Source organism: Winogradskya humida (assembly GCF_016862215.1).
Taxonomy (GTDB): domain Bacteria; phylum Actinomycetota; class Actinomycetes; order Mycobacteriales; family Micromonosporaceae; genus Actinoplanes; species Actinoplanes humidus.
This window is the reverse complement of the sequence record NZ_BOMN01000120.1, coordinates 1-25,888: the sequence shown is the minus strand read 5'-3', so window position 1 is coordinate 25,888 and position 25,888 is coordinate 1. Positions and strand designations below refer to the sequence as shown.

At 69.6% G+C, this 25,888-nt stretch carries 26 protein-coding genes; 10 read left to right on the top strand and 16 right to left on the bottom strand.

The features are described from left to right. Window positions 1–19: 19 nt before the first annotated feature. From Ahu01nite_RS42105 to Ahu01nite_RS42095, 3 genes are all read right to left on the bottom strand, one after another. On the bottom strand, window positions 20–937 hold the full coding sequence (locus Ahu01nite_RS42105; RefSeq protein WP_203842371.1) for an alpha/beta hydrolase: 918 nt from the start codon (window positions 935–937) through the stop codon (window positions 20–22). Then, window positions 937–2,127 (bottom strand): DUF1015 family protein, encoded by a 1,191-nt coding sequence (locus Ahu01nite_RS42100; protein WP_203842370.1) that lies wholly within the window; start codon window positions 2,125–2,127, stop codon window positions 937–939. The genes Ahu01nite_RS42105 and Ahu01nite_RS42100 overlap by 1 nt, the downstream gene beginning before the upstream one ends. A 61-nt stretch (window positions 2,128–2,188) precedes the next feature. After that, the gene (locus Ahu01nite_RS42095; RefSeq protein WP_203842369.1) at window positions 2,189–2,401 is read right to left on the bottom strand and encodes a hypothetical protein; all 213 of its coding nucleotides are present in this window, start codon (window positions 2,399–2,401) and stop codon (window positions 2,189–2,191) included. A gap of 232 nt (window positions 2,402–2,633) precedes the next feature. Between Ahu01nite_RS42095 and pepN the strand changes: the two genes are divergently transcribed. Then, the gene (gene pepN, locus Ahu01nite_RS42090) at window positions 2,634–5,183 is read left to right on the top strand and encodes an aminopeptidase N (protein WP_203842368.1); all 2,550 of its coding nucleotides are present in this window, start codon (window positions 2,634–2,636) and stop codon (window positions 5,181–5,183) included. 100 nt (window positions 5,184–5,283) lie between these two features. Further along, the gene (locus Ahu01nite_RS42085) at window positions 5,284–5,841 is read left to right on the top strand and encodes a Uma2 family endonuclease (RefSeq protein WP_239159576.1); all 558 of its coding nucleotides are present in this window, start codon (window positions 5,284–5,286) and stop codon (window positions 5,839–5,841) included. On the opposite strand, the gene Ahu01nite_RS42080 is transcribed toward Ahu01nite_RS42085, so the two are convergent. Both Ahu01nite_RS42080 and ctaJ read right to left on the bottom strand, forming a co-directional pair. Further along, window positions 5,838–6,245 carry a DUF5130 family protein gene (locus Ahu01nite_RS42080; RefSeq protein ID WP_203842379.1) on the bottom strand — a complete coding sequence of 136 codons (408 nt, stop codon included), beginning with the start codon at window positions 6,243–6,245 and terminating at the stop codon, window positions 5,838–5,840. The two genes, Ahu01nite_RS42085 and Ahu01nite_RS42080, sit on opposite strands and share 4 nt — an antisense overlap. 70 nt (window positions 6,246–6,315) lie before the next feature. After that, on the bottom strand, window positions 6,316–6,567 hold the full coding sequence (gene ctaJ, locus Ahu01nite_RS42075; RefSeq protein ID WP_239159575.1) for an aa3-type cytochrome oxidase subunit CtaJ: 252 nt from the start codon (window positions 6,565–6,567) through the stop codon (window positions 6,316–6,318). A gap of 253 nt (window positions 6,568–6,820) precedes the next feature. On the opposite strand from ctaJ, the gene Ahu01nite_RS42070 reads away from it, so the two are divergent. Beyond that, the gene (locus tag Ahu01nite_RS42070; RefSeq protein ID WP_203842366.1) at window positions 6,821–7,309 is read left to right on the top strand and encodes a hypothetical protein; all 489 of its coding nucleotides are present in this window, start codon (window positions 6,821–6,823) and stop codon (window positions 7,307–7,309) included. A 67-nt stretch (window positions 7,310–7,376) separates the two neighbouring features. After that, the gene (locus tag Ahu01nite_RS42065; protein ID WP_239159574.1) at window positions 7,377–7,979 is read left to right on the top strand and encodes a class F sortase; all 603 of its coding nucleotides are present in this window, start codon (window positions 7,377–7,379) and stop codon (window positions 7,977–7,979) included. Window positions 7,980–7,993: 14 nt separating this feature from the next. On the opposite strand, the gene Ahu01nite_RS42060 is transcribed toward Ahu01nite_RS42065, so the two are convergent. Then, on the bottom strand, window positions 7,994–8,539 hold the full coding sequence (locus tag Ahu01nite_RS42060) for an HNH endonuclease (protein WP_203842365.1): 546 nt from the start codon (window positions 8,537–8,539) through the stop codon (window positions 7,994–7,996). Window positions 8,540–8,758: 219 nt separating this feature from the next. On the opposite strand from Ahu01nite_RS42060, the gene Ahu01nite_RS42055 reads away from it, so the two are divergent. From Ahu01nite_RS42055 to Ahu01nite_RS42040, 4 genes are all read left to right on the top strand, one after another. Next, window positions 8,759–9,829: a mechanosensitive ion channel family protein gene (locus Ahu01nite_RS42055; protein ID WP_498370813.1), complete on the top strand. Its 1,071-nt coding sequence runs from the start codon at window positions 8,759–8,761 to the stop codon at window positions 9,827–9,829. Window positions 9,830–10,101: 272 nt separating this feature from the next. After that, on the top strand, window positions 10,102–11,550 hold the full coding sequence (locus tag Ahu01nite_RS42050) for an MFS transporter (RefSeq protein WP_203842363.1): 1,449 nt from the start codon (window positions 10,102–10,104) through the stop codon (window positions 11,548–11,550). Then, window positions 11,547–11,921 (top strand): globin, encoded by a 375-nt coding sequence (locus tag Ahu01nite_RS42045; protein ID WP_203842362.1) that lies wholly within the window; start codon window positions 11,547–11,549, stop codon window positions 11,919–11,921. The genes Ahu01nite_RS42050 and Ahu01nite_RS42045 overlap by 4 nt, the downstream gene beginning before the upstream one ends. Before the next feature lie 69 nt (window positions 11,922–11,990). Continuing rightward, on the top strand, window positions 11,991–13,259 hold the full coding sequence (locus tag Ahu01nite_RS42040; protein WP_203842361.1) for a delta-60 repeat domain-containing protein: 1,269 nt from the start codon (window positions 11,991–11,993) through the stop codon (window positions 13,257–13,259). 24 nt (window positions 13,260–13,283) lie between these two features. On the opposite strand, the gene Ahu01nite_RS42035 is transcribed toward Ahu01nite_RS42040, so the two are convergent. The 5 genes from Ahu01nite_RS42035 to Ahu01nite_RS42015 all read right to left on the bottom strand — a co-directional run bounded on the left by Ahu01nite_RS42035 (window position 13,284) and on the right by Ahu01nite_RS42015 (window position 17,486). After that, the gene (locus tag Ahu01nite_RS42035) at window positions 13,284–13,868 is read right to left on the bottom strand and encodes a type III secretion system chaperone family protein (protein WP_203842360.1); all 585 of its coding nucleotides are present in this window, start codon (window positions 13,866–13,868) and stop codon (window positions 13,284–13,286) included. 130 nt (window positions 13,869–13,998) lie between these two features. Further along, window positions 13,999–14,661 (bottom strand): DUF8185 domain-containing protein, encoded by a 663-nt coding sequence (locus tag Ahu01nite_RS42030; protein ID WP_203842359.1) that lies wholly within the window; start codon window positions 14,659–14,661, stop codon window positions 13,999–14,001. A gap of 2 nt (window positions 14,662–14,663) precedes the next feature. After that, on the bottom strand, window positions 14,664–15,071 hold the full coding sequence (locus tag Ahu01nite_RS42025) for an acyl-CoA thioesterase (RefSeq protein WP_203842358.1): 408 nt from the start codon (window positions 15,069–15,071) through the stop codon (window positions 14,664–14,666). 72 nt (window positions 15,072–15,143) lie between these two features. After that, window positions 15,144–16,820: an energy-dependent translational throttle protein EttA gene (ettA, locus tag Ahu01nite_RS42020; protein WP_203842357.1), complete on the bottom strand. Its 1,677-nt coding sequence runs from the start codon at window positions 16,818–16,820 to the stop codon at window positions 15,144–15,146. A 120-nt stretch (window positions 16,821–16,940) separates the two neighbouring features. After that, on the bottom strand, window positions 16,941–17,486 hold the full coding sequence (locus tag Ahu01nite_RS42015; protein WP_239159573.1) for a hypothetical protein: 546 nt from the start codon (window positions 17,484–17,486) through the stop codon (window positions 16,941–16,943). Window positions 17,487–17,616: 130 nt separating this feature from the next. Between Ahu01nite_RS42015 and Ahu01nite_RS42010 the strand changes: the two genes are divergently transcribed. Further along, complete coding sequence (locus tag Ahu01nite_RS42010; protein ID WP_203842355.1) at window positions 17,617–19,050, top strand: alpha,alpha-trehalose-phosphate synthase (UDP-forming); 1,434 nt, start codon at window positions 17,617–17,619, stop codon at window positions 19,048–19,050. On the opposite strand, the gene Ahu01nite_RS42005 is transcribed toward Ahu01nite_RS42010, so the two are convergent. Genes Ahu01nite_RS42005 through cobC form a run of 4 tightly spaced genes read right to left on the bottom strand, consistent with a single transcriptional unit; the run spans window position 19,039 to window position 22,726 of the window. Further along, window positions 19,039–19,413 (bottom strand): VOC family protein, encoded by a 375-nt coding sequence (locus Ahu01nite_RS42005; protein WP_239159572.1) that lies wholly within the window; start codon window positions 19,411–19,413, stop codon window positions 19,039–19,041. The genes Ahu01nite_RS42010 and Ahu01nite_RS42005 overlap by 12 nt on opposite strands. Before the next feature lie 30 nt (window positions 19,414–19,443). Then, window positions 19,444–20,640: a uroporphyrinogen-III C-methyltransferase gene (gene cobA / locus Ahu01nite_RS42000; protein WP_203842354.1), complete on the bottom strand. Its 1,197-nt coding sequence runs from the start codon at window positions 20,638–20,640 to the stop codon at window positions 19,444–19,446. After that, entirely contained in the window at window positions 20,637–21,689 is a 1,053-nt protein-coding gene (gene cobT / locus Ahu01nite_RS41995) for a nicotinate-nucleotide--dimethylbenzimidazole phosphoribosyltransferase (protein WP_203842353.1), read from the bottom strand. Before cobT ends, cobA begins: the two co-directional genes overlap by 4 nt. Then, window positions 21,686–22,726 (bottom strand): Rv2231c family histidinol phosphate aminotransferase CobC, encoded by a 1,041-nt coding sequence (gene cobC / locus Ahu01nite_RS41990; protein WP_239159571.1) that lies wholly within the window; start codon window positions 22,724–22,726, stop codon window positions 21,686–21,688. Before cobC ends, cobT begins: the two co-directional genes overlap by 4 nt. Before the next feature lie 84 nt (window positions 22,727–22,810). On the opposite strand from cobC, the gene Ahu01nite_RS41985 reads away from it, so the two are divergent. Next, window positions 22,811–24,961, top strand: coding sequence for a transglycosylase domain-containing protein (locus Ahu01nite_RS41985; RefSeq protein WP_239159570.1), 2,151 nt, complete (start codon window positions 22,811–22,813; stop codon window positions 24,959–24,961). Between the two features lie 265 nt (window positions 24,962–25,226). Here Ahu01nite_RS41985 and Ahu01nite_RS41980 read toward each other — a convergent pair whose 3' ends face one another. Next, window positions 25,227–25,571, bottom strand: coding sequence for a hypothetical protein (locus tag Ahu01nite_RS41980; protein ID WP_203842350.1), 345 nt, complete (start codon window positions 25,569–25,571; stop codon window positions 25,227–25,229). Window positions 25,572–25,888: the final 317 nt, after the last annotated feature.

The window sequence follows — 25,888 nt, the reverse complement described above, 5'->3', positions numbered from 1 at the left end:
GCAGTCTGTCAAACCTGGATCAGAACGTCAGCGCGGCCCGCAGACTGACCGCGATCTGGTCGGCTGCGGAGCGTGCGGCGTCGAAGAAGGCGAGTTTGCGGGCGAAGCCGTGGTTCATGCCCATGTAGCGGGTGTGCACCACTGCGACACCGGCGCTGAGCAGGGCATCCGCGTAGTCGGCGCCCTCGTCGCGCAGGACGTCGTACTCGGCGGTGATGATCAGGGCCGGGGGCAGGCCGGCGAGGTTTTCGACCGCGAGCGGGGCGACGTCGGGGCTGAAACGGTCAGCCGGGTTTGGGACGAAGGTCTCCCAGGCGAGTTTCATCGAGGCGCGGTCGAGGCCGTTGCCGGCGACCTCGTCGTAGGACTCGGAGGCGGTCATCGGGTCGATCGCCGGGTAGATCAGGACCTGGTAGTCCAGCGGGGTGGCCGCGTCGCGCTGGCGGCGGGCGGCGACCGTGGCGAGCTGGGCGCCGGAGCTGTCGCCGCCGATCGCCAGGCGGGACGGGTCGACGCCGAGGCCGGTGCCCTCTTTGCGGACCCAGGCGAGCACGGTCTCGACGTCCAGCAGGGCGGCCGGGTGGGGGTGTTCGGGGGCGAGGCGGTAGCCCACCGAGAGGACCGCGCAACCGGAGCGGTCGGCGATGCGGCGGCAGAGGCGGTCGAGCGTCTCGATGCTGCCGTAGCACCAGCCGCCGCCGTGCACGTAGACGAGGACGGGCGAGGCGGTGCGGGAGGCGTACAGGCGGCAGGGCACGCCGTCGGCATCCACGTCGACCACCACGGGCAGGGGGATCGCCGGGCCGCACTCGGCCTCGACCGTGTCCTCCATCGCCTGGCGGGCGAAGGCGAGCTGGGCCTCGGGGTCGGCGGCGAGCACATCGGCCGGTGGCCGCTGCCGGACCGCGAGGGACGCGGCGACCTGGGGGTGCAGCATCAGGCGAGGTCCGCGAGGACCAGGCCGCCCCGGGCCTTGGGGGTGAACCAGGTGCTCTTGCGGGGCAGCTTCTGGCGTTCGAGGTTCACCGCAACGAAGTCCTCCACGGTGACCGGGGCGATGAGCACGGCCAGGTCGGCGCGGCCGGCGTCCACCTCGGCGCGCAGCCATTCGGCGGGGTAGTCGCCGCCTACGTACGAGATGCGCTTGTCGCCGGGGTCGAGGCCGAGTGCGCCGCGGAGCAGGACGCGCTCGACGAGGGCGTGGTCGAGGTTCTCCACCGCGGGCAGGTCGTCCTCGCGGGGCAGGAACACGGCGTACGACCTGCCGTGGGCGTACACCTCGATGGGGCCCTTGGCGGGGACGGCCGCAGGGCGCTCCAGCTCCTCGACCTGCGCTCCGGCCGCGGTCAGCGCCGCGACCAGATCGCCGGGCGGAAGATCCGTCAGCAGGCGGTTGTAGGGCTGGATCGCGACCGAATCGGGTGTGGTCACGACGGCCAGGAAGCGGGGCAGGCCCCCGGTCTGCGCGGCCAGGCTGCGGTGGTTACCGTCGGCGACGACCAGCTCTCCCCCACCGGCCAGGGCGGTCAGCTCGTCCTGCAGCGGGCCGGCGGGCACGGTCCAGATGGCGTGGGTGCGGCCGCTCGGGTCAAGATCGGTGGCGGCCGGCGCTCCTGCGGCATCGGTGGCGGCGGCGAGCGCGGCGTGCAGTTCAGCACCCTTGGCGGTCTGGAGCAGCAGGACCGGTGAGAGCAGTGTCTGCAGTGACCCGGCCAGCGCCACCCGCTCGCGGACCTTGGCGATGAAGACGTCCTCGTTACGGATGACCAGGCCGGGCTCGTCGGCGCTGGTGGAGATCTGGTCGGTGTCGACCATGGCCCAGAGACCGTACGCGGCGGGCTCCCCCGGCGCGCTGATCCGGTAGAGGACGACCACCTGCTCGGCGGGCGTGTAGCTGCCGTCGGCCTTCTCCTCGGCGAGACGCGCGGCGGCGGCCGGGAGGCAGTCGAGGAAAGCGCGGCCCACGGAATCGGGCGCGCGGTGCGGCATCTCGATGGCCAGCGCGCTGCGCGGGTTGGCCTCGATGATGGCCGTGATCTCGGCGTCGTCGGCGAACTCGTCGTAGTTCTGGGCGCCGGTGCCGCCAGTGGTGATCCAGGCCCGGCTGATCGGGTGCACGACCGTCATGACCGCGAACCTACCCAGCGGGTCCCAGGGCGTACCAGGTGCCCCGCGGGTATCTCATCTGTCAGGCCGTGCCGAACGGCATGTTCTGCCGCATCCGGGCCTCCTTGACCCGCGCACGGGTGACCGCAGGTGCGGAGGTCACCGGGAAGGCGGAGACGGTGATGGGCGGGGCGACCATCGCGGCGAGATCGGCGGTCAGGGTGGGGCAGGTACGCTCCCACGCACCCCGGTGCACGGCGAACGTACTCGTGGCAAGGGTGTCGATTTCAGTCATCGGAAACCTCCGGTTGGGTGACTGTTCTCACCCCATACAACGACCGGCAAGAGCTCGCCGTGATGATTTCCGCCGAAATTTGGCCCTATCCCGCGACTCCCGCCTCACGCAGGGGAGTGTGTTCGCTCATTCGCCGATCCTCCCAAGGTGGGACGCGGGGCGAGCACATAAGGTGGCGTGGAAGGCTCTAGGCGGGGCGGTGTTGCCCCTGCCACCATGGAGGAGAGTGATCGTGGCCGGAGTTCGTAACCTGACCCAGGTAGAGGCCGCCGAGCGGGCCCGCCTGCTCGAGGTGACGGGGTACGACATCGCCTTGGACCTGACCGACGGGGCCGGTAATCCGGGCGACGGCACCTTCCGTACGGTCACCGAAGTCACGTTCCGCTGCAGTGAGCCGGGCGCGCAGACCTTCATCGAGGTCGCCGCCGCATCGGTGCGCTCCGCGGTGCTCAACGACGCACCCGTGGACCTCTCCGGGTGGTCGGCCGAGCGCGGGCTGGCCCTGACCGGGCTCGCCGCGGACAACAAGCTCGTCGTCGACGCCGATTACCACTACTCGGCCAGCGGCCAGGGCATGCAGCGCAGTGAGGACCCCGTCGACAACGAGGTCTACCTCTACAGCCAGTTCGAGACGGCCGACGCGCAGCGGGTCTACGCGGCGTTCGACCAGCCCGACCTCAAGAGCGTCTTCACGTGGCACGCCACGGTGCCGGCGCACTGGAAGGTCATCTCGAACATGCCGGCGGAGGGCACCGAGCCCGCCGACGGTGACGCCAAGACGGTGCACTTCGCGACGTCGCCGCGGATGAGCACCTACATCACGGCGCTGTGCGCGGGGCCGTACCACGAGGTCCGGGACAGTCACGACGGCATCGAGCTGGGCGTCTTCTGCCGGGCCTCGATGGCGCAGTATCTCGACCCCGAGGACCTGTTCCTCGTCACCAAGCAGGGCTTCGACTTCTTCCACGAGCAGTTCGGGGTGCGCTACCCGCTGCCGAAGTACGACCAGCTGTGGGTGCCCGACTTCAACGCCGGCGCGATGGAGAATTTCGGCTGCGTCACGCACGCCGAGGCGCACTACATCTTCCGCTCGCAGGTCACCGACTACGAGTACGAGCAGCGCGCCAACACGATCCTGCACGAGCTGGCCCACATGTGGTTCGGCGACCTGGTGACCATGCGCTGGTGGAACGACCTGTGGCTGAACGAGTCGTTCGCCGAGTGGGCGAGCCACTGGTGCAACACCACGGCGACCCGCTTCACCGACGCGTGGACGACGTTCCTGTCGATCCGCAAGACGTGGGGTTACCGGCAGGACCAGCTCTCGTCGACCCACCCCGTGTACTGCGAGATGCCCGACCTGGAGGCTGTCGAGGTCAACTTCGACGGCATCACGTACGCCAAGGGCGCCAGCGTCATCAAGCAGCTCGTGGCGTATGTCGGGCTGGACTCGTTCCTGGCCGGGCTGCGCGCGTACTTCCAGCGGCATGCCTGGGGCAACGCCACCTTCGACGACCTGCTGACCGAGCTGGAGACGGCGTCCGGCCGGGAGCTGCGCAAGTTCGCCGCGCAGTGGCTCGAGACCGCGCAGGTCAACATCCTGCGGCCGGTCGTGACCGTGGGCGCCGACGGCACGTACGACCGGGTGGTCGTGCAGCAGGAGGCGCCGGCTGACTACCCGACGCTGCGTACGCACCGGATCGGCGTCGGCCTGTACGACCTGCAGGGCGACCGGCTGGTGCGCCGCGACATCCTCGAGATCGACGTGAGCGGCGAGGAGACGGTCATCCCGTCGCTGGTCGGCGAGCGGGCCGCTGACGTGCTCCTGATCAACGACGACGACCTCACGTACGCGAAACTGCGGCTCGACGCCGACTCGATGGCCACGATCGTGCGGCACATCGACGGCTTCGACTCGTCGCTGGCGCGGGCGCTGTGCTGGGCCGCGGCCTGGGACATGGTCCGCGACGCCGAGCTGGCCGCCCGCGACTACATCGCGCTGGTCCGCACCGGCCTGCCCGAGGAACGCGACATCAACCTGACCACGGCGACGCTGCGGCAGGCGACGACGACGCTGACCATGTACGCCGACCCGCAGTGGGCGCCGACGGGCTGGGCGCAACTCGCCGAGACCGCCCGTGACGCTCTCGCGGCGGCCGAGCCCGGCAGTGGCTTCCAGCTCGCCTGGGCCCGCGCCTACCTCGGCGCTGCCCGCTCCGAGGCTGACCTGGCGGTCCTGCGGGGCTGGCTCGACGGCACCGGGGTGCCTCAGGGGCTCACCATCGACACCGAGCTGCGCTGGTCGCTGCTGGAGGCGCTGGCCGCCCGGGGTGCCGCGACCGATGAGGAGATCGGCACGGAGCTCGAGTCGGACCGGACCGCCAGCGGCGAGCGTGAGGCCGCTTTGGCCCGTGCGCTGCTGCCCACGGCCGAGAACAAGGCCGCCGTGTGGGCCCGGCTGACCAGCACGGAGAAGCTGCCCAACTGGCTGCACCGGTCGCTGTTGCAGGGCTTCCAGTCGTCCACACAGGTGGAGCTGACCGCGCCGTACGCCGCGAAGTTCTTCGAGGTCGTCGACGAGGTATGGAACCGCTCGGACAGCGAGCCGGCCCAGGAGTTCGTGATGCTGGCCTACCCCGCGTACCAGATCAGCGAGGAGACGGTCGCGCTGACCGATGCCTGGCTGGCCACCGAGGGACACCCGGCGTCGCTGCGCCGGCTCGTGGCCGAGGGTCGCGACGGCGTCCTGCGGGCGCTGAAGGCCAGGGCGAAGGACGCCTGAGTTTGTTTTGCGGGGCCGGGTCCGTTGATCGGACCCGGCCCTTTTGCAACCCTATGTGAGTACGCTGTCACTTCCAGCGCGTCGCGGCGGAGGTGGTCCGGTGGTGGTGATCGGTCAGGGCGCATTGCCGCGTTGGACCGCCCCGGACGGGCCCTGGACCGAGCCCGACCTGCATCTCTTCCCCCAGGACGGGCACCGCTACGAGATCGTCGGCGGCAGCCTGCACGTGACTCCCCCGGCCCCCGGCCCGCACGACGCCATCGTCGCCACCCTGGTCAACGCCCTGCGGGCAGCGGCACCGGCGGGCTGGTGGGTGTGCGACCGGCTCGGGATCGCCCTGGGCGACAGCAACCTGATCCCCGACGTGACCGTGCTGCGCCCGCGCTCGTCCGGCGCCAGCTGGGCGGACCCGGCCGACGTGGCGCTGGTGATCGAGGTGGAGGCGCCGGCGAGCCGCCGTTATGACCGGCTGCTCAAGCCCGCTCTCTACGCCGAGGCGCGGATCGGATCGTTCTGGCGGATCGAGCACGGCCCCGCGCTGCACACCTATGCGCTGGGCAACGCCGGTTACGAACCCCGGGAAACGATCAGGGGCGCCGACCTCGTGAAGGTCGACGCCCCGTTCCCAGTCCGGGTCGCCCCGGGGAGCTGGGTCTAGTTCTTTCCCGCGTGTGACGCGAGCTGATCGATGCCGGCGAGGACCCCGCCGGCCAGGTCGCCGCCCGCGAAGGCCGCGGCCATCGAGAGCGCGGCCAGTTTCGCGTCACGGTCGGAGATGCGCTTGCGCGCGTCGGCGCCCGTGATGATCTCGAGGACCCGCTGGTTGGGCGACGCCGCGATGAGGACAGCCTTGGCCGCGCCGGCCAGCTGGCGGTGCAGCTGCTCGGCGCTCTCCCGCAGCGGCTCCGCGAGCTCACCGAGGTAGACGCTGAACGTCAGTCCGGTCGTCTGGTTGGCGATGCGCAGCGCGTGATCGAGCCGCAGCAGCTGCTTGGTGGTGAACGGTCCGTCGAGGGCGTCGATGCCCTCCTGGGACAGGCCGAGCTCGGGTGCCTCGGCCAGGGTCGGGCCACCCGCGTGGTCGAGCAGCGTCAACGGCTGCTCGTTCTCCTCGCGCGTCAGGGCCTGGGTCTCACCAACGGTCACTTGCGCCTCCCACCGGAGCGGGCCGCAACGGCTGGCCCGAAGAGTCCTCCAGGACACCCGCCGGCAGGGCGGGAGCCGTCACCGTCGCGGCGTGCCCCACCTGCTTGGGCGAGGCCAGGAACCAGATCGGCTTGAAGTCGTACGGACGCCCGGGCCGGTATCGGCGGTCGGGCAGATTACGCTTGCCGCCCGCGAAAACCAGCGCGGCGACCACCGCGATGACCGCGAACGGAATCACCGCGTAGACAAGAACAGTTTCGAATATCGACAACCTCAACGCCCCCAGGCGTCAAAAGGAACCGGGCATGTCACTGTTTTCCCAGTGATCCGAACGTCAATCACGGTAGCGGAGTGAGAGCTGCCACGGACCCTCGGGTGTCAAGACCCACAAGTGGGACCGCAGCCGTACCGCGAAAACTGCCCGGAGGTGCGAAAATCACCCTCACGCGCCGTCCGCGACGTTTCCGCCTGGACGGCAGGAGGGGGAGGTCATGCGTACTTCTGTCCCCGCCGCCCTCGCGGCGCTCGTGCTGGCCATGCCGATCGTGCTGCTCACGGAGTCCCGGGCCGGTGCGGCGGCGGTCTTCGTCGAGGTCAACCCCGACACCGTGCGCGCCGGCGACGAGGTGAGCCTGCGCGCCAGCTGTGACGACAACCTCACGGCGGCGACGGTGAAGACCGGCCCGCTCGGCACGGTGACGGTCTCGCCCCGCTACGGCTTCCTGACCGCCACCACCAAGATCCCGGCCAAGACCAAGGCCGGCACGTACGACGTCGACCTGACCTGCGCGGGCGGCGAGACCGCCACGAGCACCCTGCACGTGGTGGCGAAGGTCGAGCCGGCCCGCGGCCCGGCCACCGGTGGCGGCGGCACGGCACCGGGCCGTTCGGTGCCCATGCTGATCGGCGGTGGTGCCACCGCGGTCGCGGCAGGCGTCTTCCTGGGTGTGGTGGCTCTGCGCCGCCGCCGGCTGGGCTGAGGGCGGCCGAATGGCCCGCTCGGGGCTGAACCTGACCGCGGCGGAAAACCCAGGTAAGAACGTTGGGTTGGGACTGTTCGCGGTAGTTCTCGTCTTCGTGGGTCTCTTCGCGGTGGGCGCGGGCCTGGGTGCCGCCACCGGCTTCGACATCCGCGACCTCTTCAAGGGCCCGGACAAGCCGCCGCCGCGGGAATTCCCCGTCCTGGAGCCCAGCCGCCCCATGCGCCTGACCATTCCCGCCATCAAGGTGGAGGCCCCGATCCTGGATGTCGGGCTCGCGAAGGACGGCTCGGTGGCCGTCCCGCCCCTGGAGCGCCACAACGAGGCGGGCTGGTTCGACGAGGGCCCGACCCCCGGCCAGTTCGGACCCGCGCTCATCGTCGGGCACGCCGACACCCGTAGCGGCCCGTCGGTCTTCCACCAGCTGGGCCGGCTCAAGCCGGGGCAGATGATCGAGATCCTGCGCGAGGACCACGAGACGGCCGTGTTCCAGGTGAATTCGGTGGAGCATTACGGGAAGGAGAAGCTGCCGATCCAGCGCGTCTACGGCGACTACAGCAGGCCCGCGCTGCGGTTGGTGACGTGCGGCGGCACCTGGCTGGGCGGATCCCGCGGCTATTCCGACAACGTGATCGTCTTCGCGTCGCTGGTGGGGACAAAAGATCAATAAAAAAACCGAGGGCGCTAGGCGGCCTCGGCAACATCGACGGTGGACGGCAGATCGAGCCAGTCCGACCAGCGGGGATCAGGTGTGCGGTGTCCCAGCACCCGCCAGGCGACACCGCGGGGCGCAGCCGGCGGTGTGTGCAGCCGCCATCCCAGCTCCCCGGGTGTCTTGTCACCCTTGCTGTGGTTGCACTTCGCGCAGGCCGCCACGACGTTGTCCCAGGCGTGCAGTCCACCGCGGCTGCGGGGGAACACGTGGTCGATGGTCTCGGCGGAGCCCCTGCAGTAGGCGCAGCGGCCGCCGTCGCGGGCGAAGATCGCCCGGCGGGAGAGGCCGACGTGGGTCCGGTAGGGAACCTTCACGTAGCGGGTGAGGCGAACCACCGACGGAACGGGGAGGTTGTGGTGTGCACTGTGCAGGATGCCGTCGCCGTCGGACACAGGCTCGGCCTTGTCGGTAAGCACCAGGATTGTCGCTCGACGCACCGATACGACGCACAGCGGCTCGTAGGTAGCGTTCAGAACCAACGCGGAAGAGCCAGCTGTGGGTCGTATGCCAGGCATCGCGATCACCCTTCGGTGTGAGTGCTAGTAACCGCTCCCGTTGTGCGTGAGGTCTCATCCGAGCTCCGGTTCCACCGATGCTCGCAGGCCAATAGTCCCTGATGAATCGCGAATTTGCGAGCACAATCTGTGGCCGGGACGTAAACGTCTGAGGTCTCCGACACAGATGTCCGGTTCCCGCCGGGGGTACGGCGGCCGGTACGGTCATGTCCCGTGATTCTGCTAGCCCCCACACCGTCCCCGTCGGGCTCGACCGAGGTCTACATCGACACGACGCCCATCACGGACCGCTGCAAGAGCGACGTCTTCTGCACCTGGATCCTGCACAACACGGACAACCAGTGGCTGGCCAACAGCGGCTACCTGTTCATCACGAAGCCGCTGCGGATCCTCGCGATCATTCTCATCGCGGCGCTGATCCGCTGGCTGCTCAACCGCGGCATCACCCGCCTCACCCAGACCACCTCGCGCGCTGCGATGCCCGCGCTGCTCAAGCCGCTGCGGGAGCGCACCGACAAGCAGGCCGAAGCCGCGGAGAACACGTTCATCCCCGAGCGGCGCCGACAGCGTGCCGAGGCAATCGGCTCGGTGCTGCGCAGCTTCGTGACAGCGGTCGTCTTCACGATGGCGACGCTGCTCGTGATGGGTGAGCTGGGCTTCAACCTGGCCCCGCTGCTGGCCAGCGCAGGAATCGTCGGCGTGGCCCTGGGCTTCGGCGCGCAGAGTCTGGTCAAGGACCTGATCGCCGGGCTTTTCATGCTTCTGGAGGACCAGTACGGCGTCGGCGACTCGGTGGACCTGGGCGACGCGATCGGCGTGGTGGAGACGGTGGGCCTGCGGGTGACCACCGTGCGCGACGGGCGCGGGGTCCTCTGGTACATCCGCAACGGCGAGATCGTCCGGGTCGGCAACAAGAGCCAGGGCTGGGCGATGGTGGTCATCGACATCCCGATCGGCTTCGTCAACTCGGAGGAGGCGAGCGCGGTGCTCCGGACGGCGGCACTGGCCCTCGCGGAGGAGCCCGCACACGCGACGGAATTCCTCGAGCCGCCGGATGTGATCGGCGTGGAGCAGCTGACGGTCGACGGCGCGGTCATCCGGACCATCGCAAAGACCACCGCCGATGGACAGCCCGTTGTGCAGCGGGAGCTGCGCCGGCGGCTCACCGAGGCGCTCGAGACCTCCGGGATATCGGAGCGTATCGCTGTCTCGCGGATGCTTCCGCGCTCCGCGGTGCCGCCTATCTACAACCCGCCGGAGGGCCCCAGCATGCCGGGAGGAGCAACCTGACCTGCGAAGACACCGTGATGGGGGATGCCCGGTCTCGACCGATCGGCCGACAATCCCCCCGTATGCCCTAGCCAGGACTCGGACGATCGGGCAGAATCCTGCAAGAAGCATATGCACTTGCAGCGTCACGTTCGCGGGACCGGAACCATCCGGTTCATCCTCCGGTGTCCGGTTGATCAAGATGTCCACTTTGATCAAGTGAGCCCCGGATCGGGGACGTGACCGACCGCCGTTGGCGATCCCGCCGGCCGTCGCGATCATGGAGGACCTGGGTGTCCGAGGACCGACCCGCCGCGCAGCCGGGCACTCACGGTAGCGCGACGGAGCCGGAGCGCAGGGTGGGCTATCGGGACGTCTTCGCGGTCCGCGAGTTTCGCGCGATCTACATCTCGCTCGTCATCAACTGGGTCGGCGACTACCTGGCGCGCGCGGCGATCATCGTTCTGGTCTACCAGCAGACCCAGTCGGTCATGCTCTCCGCCGCATCGTTCGCGATCAGCTATCTGCCCTGGGTCATCGGCGGCCCGCTGCTCGCCGCGCTCGCCGAGCGGTATCCGTACCGTCGCGTCCTGATCATCGCGGATGTCGCACGGGCCGTGCCGATCGCCCTGATCGCGCTGCCGGGGATCCCCGTGCCGGTGACCCTTGTCCTGCTGTTCCTGGCGACGCTCGGCGCGCCACCCACGCAGGCCGCCCGCTCCGCGATGATCCCGCTCATCCTCGAGCGCCGGCTGGTCGTCACCGGCCTGGCGCTCAACGCCTCGACGTCGCAGGCCGCGCAGGTCTTCGGCTACCTCGCCGGCGCGGCTCTCGCCGCCGGGTTCAGCGCCCGGCTCGGGCTCCTCATCGACGCGGTGACCTTCCTGCTCTCGGCTGCGATCATCGCGGCGGGTGTCCGGGCCCGGCCGGCCGCGGTCACCGCGGGGCAGCGCCGGCACCTGCTGCATGAGACCGGCGAGGGCTTCCAGCTGGTCTTCCGCACCCCGCTGCTGCGCTCCATCGCGATCATGGTGTTCGCGCTCACGACGTTCACGATCCTGCCCGAGGGCCTGGCCGCGGGGTGGGCGGCGGTCTTCACCGACAACCCGGCCGGTCGCGGCTTCGACCAGGGGCTGATCATGGCCGCGGGGCCGGTCGGCTATGTGATCGGAGGCCTGGCGGTCGGCCGGATCGCCTCCCAGGAGCGAAAACACCGGCTGGTGCGCCCGTTCGCCGCGATCGCCCCGCTGGCCCTGGCGCTGACCAGTCTCGCCCCCAACGCGATCACCGTGTCCGCGCTCGTCGCCGTCTCCGGGGTCGCCCAGGGCGTGCTGGTGCCCGCTCTCAACGGCACTTTTGTGCTTGCGCTGCCGCATGGCTACCGCGCTCGGGCGTACGGCGTCATGCAGAGCGGTCTGCAGCTCAGCCAGGGTTTCGCGGTCATGGCGACCGGCACGTTGGCGCAACACTCCTCGATCCCCCTGGTGGTCGGCCTGTGGAGTGTCGGCGGCCTGATCCTGATGGTGACCCTGGCGACCCGCTGGCCGGGTCGCAGCCAGGCCACTCCTGCCGCCCCCGCCCCCGCCCCCGCCCAGCGCACCCCGGACCCCGAGGTTCAGGAGCAGCCGCTGCAGGGTGACGGGCCGGGGGCGTTGCCCGGGCCCACCCCGGGGGCGCCCACAGCAACCGACGTCACACCCGGCCCGGAACGGCACACCCCGGCTGGCAGACTGGACGGGTGAGCGACATCAGCTTCTTCGAGTCGGTCGGTGGCGAGCCGACCTTCCGCCGGCTCGTCGACAAGTTCTACGAGGGTGTCGCGAAGGACCCGCTGCTGCGCCCGATGTATCCCGAGGAGGATCTCGGCCCGGCCGCCGACCGTCTCACCCTGTTCCTCATCCAGTACTGGGGCGGTCCCGGCACCTATCAGGAGACCCGCGGCCACCCCCGGCTGCGGATGCGGCACGCGCCGTTCACCGTCGACGAGGCCGCGCGCGACGCCTGGCTGCTGCACATGCGCGAGGCGGTCGACTCACTGGAGCTGCCCGACGACCAGCGGACCACGCTCTGGGACTACCTCGAACGGGCCGCCCACTTCATGGTCAACGCGTAACGCACGCATCTTCGGGGCATCACCCTTCGTTGATCGGATGACCTTTTGCCGATCCCAGGAGCCGCCCCCATGCGACGCCGTCTGTTCGCCGCCGCGCTGACCAGCGCTGCTCTGATCTGCGCCCCACTACTGGGCGCGCCGCCGGCTGCGGCCGACATGGCGCAGCCCAGGGTTGTCTCGGCGAACCCGGTCGACTTCACCCCGCACGTGGTCAAGGGCACGGTGTGGGCGCTGGCCGTCGTCGGTGACACCGTGGTGGTCGGCGGCAGCTTCGAGCAGGTCCAGGATCACGCGCGCACAACGACCTACAACCGCAAGAACATCTTCGCGTACGGGCTCCGCGACGGCGCCATCCGCTCGTTCGCCCCCACCGTGGACGGAGCCGTGTACGCGCTGTCCGCCGGCACGGACGGCACGGTCTACACCGGTGGCTCGTTCCGTACGGTCAACGGGACGTCCCAGCGCGGCCTGGCCCGGCTCCGGCTCTCCGACAGCACCCGGGTCTCCGGCTTCACCGCGAAAATCAACTGGGGCGACGTCCGCGCGCTGGCCGTCCGCGGCTCCCGGCTCTACGCCGGCGGCACGTTCTCCGCGGTCAACGGCGTGACCCGGGTAGGGCTGGCCCGGCTGAACACGACCTCCGGCGCGGTCGACAGCGGCTTCGACGCCAAACTCTCGGCGCCCGGGCTCAGCCGGACCCGGGTCGAGCACTTCGACGTGTCCCCGGACGGCACCCGGCTCGTCGCGATCGGCGCGCTCCTCAAGGTGGGGACGGCCGCGCGTACGCAGATCGCCATGTTCAACACGTCGGGGGCGAACGCGGCGGTGATGAGCTGGTACACCGACACGTACAAGGCGAAGTGCAAGGACGTCTTCGACACGTACCTGCGGCAGGTGAAGTTCTCCCCCGACGGCTCGTACTTCGTGGTGACAGCGACCGGGCAGGCCGCCTCCCCCACGCTGCCGTGCGACGCGGCGGCCCGCTTCAACACGGCCGGCGGCGGCAAGCACAACCCGGTCTGGATCCAGCGCACCGGCGGCGACTCCCTCTACGGCGTCGCGGTCACCGGCTCCGCGGTGTACGTCGGCGGCCACCAGCGCTACATGGACAACCCCTACGGCACCGACGACACCGGCCCCGGCAAAGGCGCCGTCAAACGGGAGGGCATCGGCGCCATCAACCCCACCACCGGCAAGACGATGTCCTGGAACCCGGGTCGCGAACGCGGCGAGGGTGTACGGGTTTTCCAGGTGGTCCCCAACGGCCTCATCGTCGGCTCGGACACCGACCACCTCGGCGGCGAATACCACGGCTCCCTGGGCATGTTCCCTATTTGATGGCGTCGCTGTCGTGGCTGGTGTTCAGAGCAGAGCGCCTTCGTCGTGGAGCCAGTCCACAAACGACGTAGCTACCGCGGCGCCGCAGTCGAGCATTTCGACCAGGAGGGCGTCGTGGGCGCCGGAGGCCAGCGGGATCTGGAGCTCAGCGTAGATCGGGAGCTGGCCACGCTCGGTCGGGTCGCCGATGTAGGCCTTGCAGAAGCGGCGGGTGTGGTTCCACTCGTTGACCACGCGGTAGGCGCGGTCGGCCCAGTCGGGCGGGACGGTCGCGTGCGGGCGGGCTCGCATCACGAGGATCTCGTCGTCGGGGCCTTCGAGGGTGACCAGCACGGCGTGCCGTTCCCACATGGCGAGCAGGCTTCCGCCGCCGTCGGCGAGGAATCGGATGTCGAGCAGGTCGAGGGCCTTGCCGATCCGGGTGAGATCGACCGGGGCGACCTGGTCGGGTTCGTCGATCGCGGAAAGGTCGGCGGACGGCTTCGGAGCACGCTCGGGCTCACGCTGCGTCGGTACGCCGACACGGATACCGCTCTGCAGGGCGACCTCGCCGCCGCCTTCGGACTCGCTGTCTCCGGACGTTCCGGGACGCCATGACCACCACGGCATCGTTGTGCACCTCACTCCCCAGCAGGTCACACCGCCGGACGTAGCGGTGGACCCGGGGGCGACGGTACCCGTACAGACCGTGGAGGTCATCCCCTCAAAGGGAGGGCGCGACCGGATGTCCGATGCAGCATCACCCTTTCGGATGACCACCTACAGGCATAACGGTCAATTCTTGGACGGGCTGTAGCCAGGCGACTCCATATGGTGCAGAAAGTCCCACCCAGCGCCCCGCGACACACACCCGGGTGCCGGGGACGTCCGTCCCTTCAGGACCGAGAAAACCCATCCGGGAGATGGCCTGGACGAGTCGCTGCGGCACTTCGACGGGTACGCCGCCAGGTGGCGTGACGACCAACGCAACGTGATCGAGCAACGCGTCGCGAACCTGGCGCTGACCCACCGCCCGGCCACCCGTCAGACCGGTCTCGGTGACCTCGCGCAGCGTTCCGGCGGCGGCCTCGGCGAGCCGGCTGATCTCGGCGGCCGCGACCGACTCGACGACCTGCCCGTTCGCGGGCGGCAACGGCCACCGCCACTCGGCGTCCCGGCGCGCAGGCAACGTGGTGCCACCGGACGCCAGAGTCGCGAGCAGCTCGGCGGCGGCGACCGTGGCGTCACCCGGGCCAGGGCCCGCAACGTCCCGGGTGACCAGGACACCCCACGGCAGCCGCGCCCACAACGCGGTGCGGCCCTTGCCGGAACGCAGGCGGACCGGCAGCGCACGATCGAGGCGGGCCAGCCGGACCAGGAACGCGCCGGCGTCCGGGACCCCGAGAATCCCGTGGTCGGTCATGCTCAGACTTCCAGGTACGGCTTGAGGAAATCGCGTTCCGGCTCGCTCAGCCTGCGCGGGAAACCCGCCTTCAGGTTGTACGGCACGCAGACCGACTTGGCGCGACTGGCGAGCACGTCCTCGTCGAAGAGCTCGTACGACACCGTGAACGACGCCGCCCGCAGCTGCGAGATCCACAGCTCGATCCGGACCGCCTCGCCGTAGTCGACCGGTCGCAGATAGTCGACCTCGTGCCGGGAGATGACGATGCCCTCTTCGAACGAAGTCACGCCGATCGCCCGCGCGGCGGTGAAGAAGAGCGCAACGCGCGCCTCCTCGTACAGCGTGAGGAAGCGCGCGTTGTTCACGTGGCCGTACGCGTCCATATCGGACCAGCGGACGGCCACGTCGTAGATGAACCTGTCAGTCACGGTCTGGCCTAAGTTTTCCGCCGCGGATGAGCTCAGTCACGGTCTGGCCTGGGTTTTCCGCCGCGGATGAGCTCAGTCACGGGTCAGCTTGCGGTACGTGACCCGGTGCGGGCGGGCCGCGTCGGCGCCGAGCCGGTCGATCTTGTTCTTCTCGTACGCGTCGAAGTTGCCCTCGAACCAGAACCACTTGTCGGGGTTCTCGTCGGTGCCCTCCCACGCGAGCATGTGCGTGGTGACCCGGTCGAGGAACATCCGGTCGTGGGAGATGACCACGGCGCAGCCCGGGAACTCGAGCAGCGCGTTCTCGAGGCTGCCCAGGGTCTCGACGTCCAGGTCGTTCGTGGGTTCGTCGAGGAGCAGGACGTTGCCGCCGATCTTCAGCGTCATCGCCAGGTTGAGCCGGTTGCGCTCACCGCCGGAAAGGACTTTGACGGGCTTCTGCTGGTCCGGGCCCTTGAAACCGAACGCGGCCACGTAGGCGCGCGACGGCATCTCGACCTTGCCGACCATCATGTGATCCAGGCCGTCCGAGACGACCTCCCACACCGTCTTCGTGCCGTCCAGGCCGCTGCGGCTCTGGTCCACGTAGGACAGCTTGACGGTCTCGCCGACCCGCACGGCACCCTCGTCCGGCGACTCCAGCCCGACGATGGTCTTGAACAGCGTGGTCTTGCCGACGCCGTTCGGGCCGATGATGCCGACGATGCCGTTGCGGGGCAACGAGAACGACAGGTGGTCGATGAGCGTACGCCCGTCGAAGCCCTTGACCAGGTCCTTGGACTCGATGACCGTGTTGCCCAGACGCGGGCCCGGCGGGATCTGGATCTCCTCGAAGTCCAGCTTGCGGGTCTTCTCCGCCTCGTTCGCCATCTCGTCGTAGCGGTCGAGCCGGGACTTGCTCTTGGTCTGGCGCGCCTTGGCGTTGGACCGGACCCACTCGAGCTCGTCGGCGAGGCGCTTCTTGAGCTTGGCGTCCTTGCGACCCTCGACCGCGAGGCGCTGGGCCTTCTTGTCGAGGTACGTGGAGTAGTTGCCCTCGTACGGGTACGCCCGGCCGCGGTCGAGCTCGAGGATCCAGGTCGCCACGTTGTCGAGGAAGTACCGGTCGTGCGTGATGGCGATGACGGTGCCGGCGTACTTGGCGAGGTGCTGTTCCAGCCACGACACGCTCTCGGCGTCGAGGTGGTTGGTGGGCTCGTCGAGCAGCAGCAGGTCGGGCGCCTCGAGCAGCAGCTTGCACAGGGCCACGCGGCGGCGCTCGCCACCGGAGAGCTGGGTGACGTCGGCGTCCGGCGGCGGGCAGCGCAGCGCGTCCATGGCGAGCTCGAGCTGGGAGTCGAGGTCCCACGCGTTCGCGTTGTCGAGCTCCTCCTGGAGCTTGCCCATCTCTTCCATGAGCTCGTCGGTGTAGTCGGTTGCCATCTCCTCGGCGATCGCGTTGAACCGCGCGAGCTTCGCCTTCACCTCGGTGACCGCTTCCTCGATGTTGCCGAGGACCGTCTTCGAGTCGTTGAGCGGAGGCTCCTGGGCGAGCATGCCGACGGTGTTGCCGGGCATCAGCCGGGCATCGCCGTTGCTGACGGTGTCGATGCCCGCCATGATCTTGAGCAGGGAAGACTTACCGGCGCCGTTCGGACCGACGACACCGATCTTGACCCCGGGCAGGAAGTTCAGCGTCACATTGTCGAGCACGACCTTGTCGCCGTGCGCCTTGCGCGCCTTCTCCAGGGTGTAGATGAACTGGGCCACAGTGCGGCCTACCTCCGTGATCGTGATTTCCGGTGCCGGAACGGAGGCCCAATCTTTCCAGGTCGCTCCACGGCCTTTTACATCAACCCCGGGCAGCGCACAAGGATTCCCCCACCGCGTTCACTCGGGGTGGACCGCGTACTCGTACTTCTGACCGGTTTTTGTGCGTACGCGCAGCTCTTCGTCGTTGACCACGAAGGTGGCGCCGTCCTTGGCGGTGGCGGTGTAGGTGTCGCCGTCCTGACTCACGTCGCTGAGGAACAGGGCGGTCTCACCCTCGATCCACTTGGCGTCCTGGCCGCCCTTGTTGGCCTGGTAATACAGGCTGCCCGCGGGATCCTGGCAGATCCAGACCGAGGTTCCGGTCTCGTCAGCGCGTACCCGCAGGATCTGGGTAAGGGTACCGGTGAAGCCGAGCCTGCGCGCGGTCGCCTGCATCTCGGGCGGGCATTCGATCCCGGCGGGAGCGTTCTCGGTCGGGCCACCGCCGTCCGGCACTCCCCCCTGATCGGCCGGCGATTGCTGCGAGGCGCGGTCGTAGCGGCTGTGCTCCGTGCCCAGCGCGAAGCCGGCGGAGATCCCGATGATCGCCAGAAACACGGTGGCGATGACCACAGGGAAGAACAGCGGCCGCCGTGGCGGGGAAAGATCGTCGGACAGGCTCACCGGCCAAGGATGGCATTTCTGTGCCACCCGTCATCCAGCACGGCCGGATGGTCCCTCGACAGGCCCCGGCTGGCTACGCACAGTAGGCTCGTCAGCGGGGAACCAAGATTGACCCGGAGGTGCACTCAGCGTGGCCGAACGAAGTTCCTTCGTCGTAGTAGCCAACCGCCTGCCCGTGGACGAGGTCATCGTCGACGGCGAGCGGCAGTGGCGCCCGAGCCCCGGCGGTCTCGTCACCGCCCTGCATCCGGTGCTCATGGAGCATCGAGGCACGTGGATCGGGTGGGCCGGCGGCGACGGGGAGGCACCCGATCCGTTCGAGCTCGAGGGCATCAACATCCACCCGGTGCCGCTGAGCGCCGAGGAGCTCGAGCGCTACTACGAGGGCCAGTCCAACGCGACGATCTGGCCGCTGTACCACGACGCCGTCGAGACACCCGTGTACAAGCGGCGGTGGCGTGAGGCGTACAGGATCGTCAACGAACGGTTCGCGAAGGCCGCCGCGGAGGTCGCCGAAGAGGGCGCCACGGTCTGGGTGCAGGACTACCAGTTGCAACTGGTGCCGGCGATGCTCCGCGACATGCGTCCTGACCTGCGCATCGGCTTCTTCCTGCACATCCCGTTCCCGCCGATCGAGCTGTTCATGCAGATGCCGTTCCGCGCCGAGATCCTGCGCGGGCTGCTCGGCGCCGACCTGGTCGGGTTCCAGCAGCGGCTCGCCGCGCAGAATTTCGTTCGCCTGGCGCGGCACCTGCTCGGCCTGCGCTACGAGGGGCAGTCGATCCAGGTCGACGGGCGCAAGGTCAAGGCCGGCGCGTTCCCGATCAGCATCGACACCAAGGACATGGAGCGGCTCGCCGCGGACCCGAGGGTCCAGGCCCGTGCCAAGGAGATCCGCGGTGAGCTCGGCAACCCGGAGACGATCATCCTGGGTGTCGACCGGCTCGACTACACCAAGGGCATCGAGCTGCGCCTCAAGGCGTTCCGCGAGCTGCTCGCCGACGGCAAGCTCAAGGTGCCGGACGCCGTGATGGTGCAGGTCGCGACGCCGAGCCGGGAGCGTGTCGAGCACTACCAGACACTGCGGGTGAAGGTCGAGCGCGAGGTCGGACGGATCAACGGCGAGTTCGGCAAGGTCGGCATGCCTGCCGTGCACTATCTGCACCAGTCGATGAGCAAGCAGGAGCTCGCCGCCCTCTACGTCGCCGCCGACGTGATGATGGTGACGCCCCTTCGCGACGGCATGAACCTCGTCGCGAAGGAATACGTCGCCTGCCGCTCCGACAAGGGTGGCGCGCTGGTGCTCAGCGAGTTCGCGGGTGCGGCCACCGAACTGCGTCAGGCGTTCCTGTGCAACCCGCACGATCCCGACGGGGTGAAGGACGCGCTGCTGCGCGCGGTCGCCGCCGAGCCGGCCGAGCTCAAGCGGCGGATCCGCGTCATGCAGCGCCACCTGCGTACCCATGATGTGGCGGAATGGGCCCGCGCCTTCCTCAAGGAACTGGGTGTGACCGAAGGCTCGGAGAGCCTCGACTCGAAGCCGGTGGAGACGTCAGAGGAATAGACAGAACGGATGGCCGGCCGGGTCGAGATAGACCCGGACGTCCTCCTGAGGCTGATAGTCGGCCCTGATGGCCCCTGATTTCTCGGCGTGTGCGCCTGCCTCGTCCAGGTCGGTGACATGGATATCGAGGTGCACGCTCATCTGGGGGTCGTCGGGGCCGGCCGGCCAGACCGGGCGTCTGTAGCGTGGCTCGGTCTGGAACGACAGCCCCGGCCCGGCGTCCGGGGCGCCCAGCTTCACCCAGTCCGGCTCGTCCTGCACGACGTTCCAGCCCAGCAGGCGCTGGTAGAACGCCGCGAGTTCCTGCGCGTCGGGGGAGTCGAGAACCACCCCGGCGAGAATCATCTGCGGTCGCTCGCTCATACGGTGCGCCATACCCACTTCGTTCGGTGACTACCCCAATACGTTGACGACATCGCCGACGACGACAACGGCCGGTGGACGCAACCCGGCGGCCGCAGTCGCTGCGGCGACTTCACCGAGCGTGCTGCGCAGCACCCGCTGCGACGAGGTCGAGCCCTCCTGGACAACGGCGGCCGGAGTCTTCTCGCCACGGCCCTCGGCGATCAGCCGCTCGGCGATCCTCGGCAGGTTCTTGAGCCCCATCATGATCACCAGCGTGCCGCGCAGCCGGGCCAGCGCCGCCCAGTCCACAAGAGACAGCTCGCTCTCCGGCGGCACGTGCCCGGAGACCACGGTGAACTCGTGGGCGACCCCGCGGTGGGTCACCGGGATGCCGGCCAGCTCCGGCGCGGCGATGGAGCTGGTCACCCCGGGCACAACCGTGACGGGTACGCCGGCCTCAGCACACGCCAGCACCTCCTCGCCACCACGCCCGAAGACGAACGAGTCGCCGCCCTTGAGCCGCACGACGAACTTGCCGGCCTTCGCCCGCTCGACCAGGATCCGGTTGATCTCCTCCTGCGCGGCGGACGGGCCGTAGGGGATCTTGGCCGCGTCGACCAGCTCCACCTCGGGACGCAGCTCGTCGAGGAGCATCCCGGGCACGAGCCGGTCGGTGACCACGACGTCGGCGCGGTTCAGCAGGCGGCGGCCCTTCACCGTGATCAGCTCGGCATCGCCCGGGCCGCTGCCGACGAGCACGACCTGGCCCGGTTCCGCTGTGTCAGGGCCGGACTCGGGGGTGTTCTCGATCGCAGCGGCCACCAGGTCACGCACGGCCATGGCCCGGTGCCGGTCACCGCTGTCGGTCACCGCCACGGTCACCTCGCCCTGCCTGGCTACCGCGGGGGTCCAGGCGGTCGCGGCGTCACGGTCGTCCGCTCGTACACAGAAGACCCGGCGCTGCTCGGCAGCCAGGGTGACCTGCCCGGCGGCCTCCGGGTCGTCGACAGCGACGTGCACGAGCCAGGCACCGTCCACGTCGGACGCCTCGAAACGCCGTTCCTGCCAGGTGAGCCGGCCGGCGTCGACGTGCGCCAGGAGCGCGGGGGTGAGCACCGGCGAGACGATGTCCACCAGCGCACCCGCCGCGAGCAGCGCGGGGACCCGGCGGGTCGCCACCGCGCCGCCGCCCACCACGAGCACCCGGCGGCCGTCGAGCTTGAGCGCCAAGGGGTAGAGATTCACTTTTCGGAGACTCCCGCCGAATCAAACGTCGCAACCTCACGCAGGACCCGCACCGAGCTCGCCACCAGCGGCAACGCCAGCGCGGCGCCGGTGCCCTCGCCCAGCCGCAGTCCCAGGTCGAGCAGGGGGGTGAGGCCGAGGTTGGCAAGCGCCACGGAGGCGCCCGGCTCGGCGGAGCGGTGCCCGGCGACCATCGCGGCGACGGAGTTGGGTGCCAGCGCGGCTGCCACGAGCGCGGCCGACGCGGCGATGACGCCGTCGATGATCACCGGGACGCGGTAGGACGCGGCGCCGAGGATGAAGCCGGCGAGGGCCGCGTGCTCCAGACCGCCGACGGCGGCGAGCGTCGTGATCGGCTGGGCCGGGTCGGGCTCATGCAGCGCGAGGGCCTTCGTGATGACGTCGATCTTCCGCTCGTACGTCTCGTCGTCGACGCCCGTGCCCCGCCCGGTGACATCGGCGGGCGACGCCCCGGTGAACGCCGCGACCAGCGCCGCCGCCGGAGTGGTGTTCGCGATCCCCATGTCACCGGTGAGCAGGCATTTCGCGCCGCCCTCGACGAGCGCGCCGGCGACCGAGAGCCCGACCTGGATCGCGGTCAGCGCCTCGTCCTCGCTCATCGCGGCGGTGACGGCCAGGTCGTGCGTGCCCCGGCGAATATTGGCCTCGAGCAGGTTCTCGCCGCCGTGCAACGGGATCTTCACACCCACGTCGACCACCATGATCGAGGCGTCGACCTGCCGGGCGAACGCGTTGATCGTCGCGCCGCCGGCGATGAAGTTCGCGACCATCTGCGCGGTCACCTCCTGCGGCCACGGCGTGACCCCCTGCGCGTGCACGCCGTGGTCACCGGCGAAGACCGCGATCGCGGCCGGCTCGGGCATCGGCGGCGGGCAGGTGCCGGCCAGCCCGGCGAGGCGTACGGACAGCTCCTCGAGGACGCCCAGCGAGCCGGCCGGCTTGGTCAGGCGGCCCTGCAGCTCGCGAGCGGCGGCCATGGCCTGCTCATCGGCGGGACCGATCGCGGCGAGGGTCGTCTCCAGGGTCACTGTCGCTCCTTCAGCACATCGTTCAGCGTCGCGAGGAACGCGTCGGTAGTGGCAGTGTCGCGCACCGCCACTCGTAGCCAATCGGCGCCCAGCCCCGGGAACGTGTCGCCGCGCCGTACGGCGTACCCACGTCTGCGCAGCTCAAGGCGCACCTCAGCCGCATCCGGGACGCGCAGCGCGACAAACGCGGAGGCCGGAACCCCGGCAACAGTGACGGTCGGCACGCCGCGCAGCCCGGCAACCAGGTGGTCCCGCTCCTGTGCCATGGCCGTGGCGATCTCCTTCTCGGCGGCGACCGCTGCGGGCGACGCGCAGGCCTCGGCCGCGGCGAGGGCGGGGGTCGAGACCGCCCAGAGCGGGCGCGCCCGGGCGAGGGTGGTGATCAGCTCCGGTTCGGCCAGGGCGTAGCCGATCCGCAGGCCGGCCAGGCCCCACGTCTTGGTCAGGCTGCGCAGGACGATCAGGCCACCGGCGCTGTCCCCCGCGAGCGACTCGCGGTCGAAGGTCGTGTCGGCGAAGGCCTCGTCGACGACAACAGTCCGCCCCGGCCTGATCAACTTCGCGATGTCCCCGGCCGGATGCAGCACCGAGGTCGGGTTGGTCGGGTTGCCGATGACCACGAGGTCGGCGTCCTCCGGGACCAGCGCCGGGTCGAGCCGGAAGCCGTCCTCCTCGCGCAGCAGCACGCGGTGCACCTCGTGACCGGCGTTGAGCAGCGCCGCCTCGGGCTCGGTGAACTGCGGGTGCACCACAACCGCCTTGCGCGGCTTCAAGGTCTGCGCGATCAGCACGAAGGCCTGCGCCGCACCGGCGGTGAGCAGCACCTCCTCCGGCGAGCGGCCGTGCTTCGCGGCGGTCGCCCGGGTCGCCCGGGTTTCCTCCGGGTACGCGGCGAGCTCGCTCATCGCCGTGGTGATGGGACCGGCGAGCCAGCCCGGCATCGGCTGGTGCCGGACGTTCACGGCCAGGTCGACCAGCCCCGGGGCCACCTCCGCGTCCCCGTGGTGGTGCAGATCCGGGCCCTTTTTCACATCCACCACGTCAGCATGACGGACGGGAAACGAGCGCAATACTTCGGCCGTTCCGACGGGACATGAGGCGATTTGTCATACCTTCAAAGGGTGAAGCAGACGAGACTCGCCAAAGCCGGACGGATCTCCCCGCTCATCCGAGCGGGCCTCATCGCGGGCGTCGTGATCGCGGGTCTGATCTTCCCGCTGGTAGCGCTTGCCGGGGTCGGTGCGAAGGAAGGCGCGGACGCCCTGCAGAGCATGCCCGAGGAGCTCACGGTGGTGCCCTCGGCCCAGACCACCTACGTGTACGCGAACGACGGCAAGACGCTGCTCACCATGTTCTACGAGGAGCATCGCAAGCCGACGAAGATCGAGGACATGTCGCCGTACATCACGCAGGCGATCGTGGCCTCGGAGGACACGCGCTTCTACGAGCACAACGGCGTGGACGCCAAGGGTGTGGCCCGCGCGTTCGTCGCCAACCAGCAGGCCGGCGGCGTTTCCCAGGGTGCCTCGACGCTGACCATGCAATACGTCCGCATGGCCCTGCGCGACGGCGCGAAAACCCCCAAGGAAGCGCTCGAGGCGACCGAGCAGACCACCGCCCGCAAACTGCGTGAGATGCGGCTGGCGATCGAACTCGAAAAGCGCGTCTCGAAGCAGGAAATCCTCCAGCGTTATCTGAACTCCGCATACTTCGGACACCGCGCGTACGGCATCTTCGCCGCAGCCGAGGTCTTCTTCTCGAAGACCCCCAAGAAGCTCACGCTGACCGAGGCGGCTTTGCTGGCCGGCCTGGTCAAGGCGCCCTCCGCGTACGACCCGGCGACCAGCAACCAGCGTGAGGCCACCGAACGCCGCAACTACGTGATCGACCAGATGGTCAAGATGGGTTCGATCACCGCCACCCAGGCCCGCGCGGCGCAGAAGTCGAAGATCAAGCTCAAGCTGACAACACCGCCGAACGGCTGCCCCTCGGTCCCGAAGAAGCACAACGACTGGGGCTTCTTCTGCGACTACCTGCGCAATTGGTGGATGGAGCAACCGGCCTTCGGGTCGAACGCCCAGGAACGCCTCGAAAACCTTCGCCGCGGTGGCTACAAAATCGTCACGACGATCGACCCCGACATCCAGGCCTCGGCGATGGAACACATTCTGGACAAGGAGAAGAAGAAGAGTGTGTACGCCCACGGCGAGGTCGTGATCGAGCCGGGCACGGGCCGCATCAAGGCCATGGCGGTCAACCGGCGCTATTCACTGGACCAGAGCCACAACGGCGAGCACAGCGACGGACGGCGCCGGGACGCGGTCCGCGGCAACTACCCCAACACGGTCAATCCCCTGCTCGGCGGGGGTGACATGGCCGGTTACCAGGCGGGCTCGACGTTCAAGATCTTCACGATGCTGGCCGCCCTGGACGAGGGCATGCCGCTGAACACGAGCTTCTACGCCCCGCAGCGGTTCGTCTCGAAATACATCACCGCGCCGGGCCCGGCGACCTGCGGAATCCACTGGTGCCCGAAGAACTCCACCGCCTCGATGACCGGTAACCAGACGATGTGGAGCGGATTCGGCAAATCGGTGAACACCTACTTCGTGCAGCTCGAGCAGAAAGTGGGCTCCGAGAAAGCCGTCAAGATGGCGGAACGGCTCGGCCTGAAATGGCGTACCGAGGTCGACCAGACCCTGGCCGGCCCGGCCCACGCGGACGGCTGGGGCGCGTTCACCCTCGGTGTGAGCGACGCGACGCCCCTGGAGATGGCCAACGTCTTCGCCACCCTCGCCGCGGAGGGGAACTACTGCGAGCCCATCCCGGTGCGAGTGATCAACACGCGGGACGGCGGGTCGCTCGAATACAAGGGCAAGAAGGTCGCCGGGCCGCGCTGCCACCAGGAACTGCGTAAGGAAGTGGCCCTGGCCGCCACGGATGCTGCACGCTGCGTGACCGGCTACGGATCAGCGAAGGGTAACTGCGGCACGTGGGAGACGTCACCCATGGTGCACGCCATCCTTAACCGTCCGGTTGCGGGCAAAAGCGGGACCACGGACAGTAACCGCAGCGCGTGGTTCTGCGGCTTCACCCCGCAGCTGGCCGCGGCGGCCTTTGTCGCCGACCCGGACAACCCCGAGAACACCGTGGGCACGAGCCGGGGCACGATCTCGAAGTTCACGGTCGCGCAAACGTTGAAGGACGCCCTGAAGGGCCAGCCCAAGATGAAGTTCACGCCGCCGTCAGCGGAGATCGCCTACGGCGACTAACTCGGCCCGCGCAGGGATGCCGGGTCGGATGGCGCTTCCAGGCCCTCCGGCACCTGCAGGCCCTCCGGCACCTCCAGGCCCTCGGGGCCGTTCGGGACGAGTGCGATGGGCGATCAGTTGCGCGGTGGTGATCGCAACCGTGCTGATCGGTCACAGGTCCAGACCGTCGGCGGCCACGGTCCACGGCAGGATCACCGCGCGCCCCCGTCGACGAACCGGCCGGCGGCGAGCGAGGCCGGGTCGCCGCCGGCGGCGTCTCGGTTGATCAGAGCACGGATGGCAGCCGGTCCAGGATGCGGATCAGGTCGCGCACGGCGACGGCCCGGTCCGGAAGATCACGACCTTCGCGGGTACGCGACCAGGCCGCGATCGCCGTGACGCCATTGAGCCGAGCGACGTTGTCCGGGGCGCTCCACGACACGGCCGGTGGTGCGTCCTTGCTGGTGGGCACGTGCACGGTGATAGCGGTGGCGGTGGCCGCGTCGAACCGGACGGCGATCTGGTTACCCGCCGTGGCCGACCCGCCCAGCGTCGTGACCAGCCTCACGTCGTGGGTGATCACGAGCCGGGTGGCGCCGGTGACCCCCAGCTCGCCGAAAAGGTCGAGCACCGGCGCGGCGTTCGCGCCCAGCGGGCCGTGGCTGCCCGGCGAACTTGGCGGCCCGGCAAGCATCGCGGCCCGGCAAGCGTCGCGGCCCGGCAAGCGTCGCGGCCCGGCAAGCGTCGCGGGGTCAGTGGGCGTGGCGGCCCGGCAAGCGTGGCCGCCCGGCAAGCATCGCGGCCCGGCAAGCATCGCGGCCCGGCAAGCATCGCGGGGTCAGTGGGCGTGGCGGCCCGGCAAGCGTGGCCGCCCGGCAAGCGTGGCCGCCCGGCAAGCGTGGCCACCCGGCAAGCGTGGCCACCCGGCAAGCGTGGCCACCCGGCAAG

What these genes read in the sequence shown, in the direction of transcription:
- Ahu01nite_RS42105 (WP_203842371.1), bottom strand. Translation starts at nt 937, where the DNA reads ATGCTGCACCCCCAGGTCGCCGCGTCCCTCGCGGTCCGGCAGCGGCCA.
- Ahu01nite_RS42100 (WP_203842370.1), bottom strand. Translation starts at nt 2,127, where the DNA reads ATGACGGTCGTGCACCCGATCAGCCGGGCCTGGATCACCACTGGCGGC.
- Ahu01nite_RS42095 (WP_203842369.1), bottom strand. Translation starts at nt 2,401, where the DNA reads ATGACTGAAATCGACACCCTTGCCACGAGTACGTTCGCCGTGCACCGG.
- Ahu01nite_RS42070 (WP_203842366.1), top strand. Translation starts at nt 6,821, where the DNA reads ATGCGTACTTCTGTCCCCGCCGCCCTCGCGGCGCTCGTGCTGGCCATG.
- Ahu01nite_RS42060 (WP_203842365.1), bottom strand. Translation starts at nt 8,539, where the DNA reads ATGCCTGGCATACGACCCACAGCTGGCTCTTCCGCGTTGGTTCTGAAC.
- Ahu01nite_RS42040 (WP_203842361.1), top strand. Translation starts at nt 11,991, where the DNA reads ATGCGACGCCGTCTGTTCGCCGCCGCGCTGACCAGCGCTGCTCTGATC.
- Ahu01nite_RS42035 (WP_203842360.1), bottom strand. Translation starts at nt 13,868, where the DNA reads ATGCCGTGGTGGTCATGGCGTCCCGGAACGTCCGGAGACAGCGAGTCC.
- Ahu01nite_RS42030 (WP_203842359.1), bottom strand. Translation starts at nt 14,661, where the DNA reads ATGACCGACCACGGGATTCTCGGGGTCCCGGACGCCGGCGCGTTCCTG.
- Ahu01nite_RS42005 (WP_239159572.1), bottom strand. Translation starts at nt 19,413, where the DNA reads ATGAGCGAGCGACCGCAGATGATTCTCGCCGGGGTGGTTCTCGACTCC.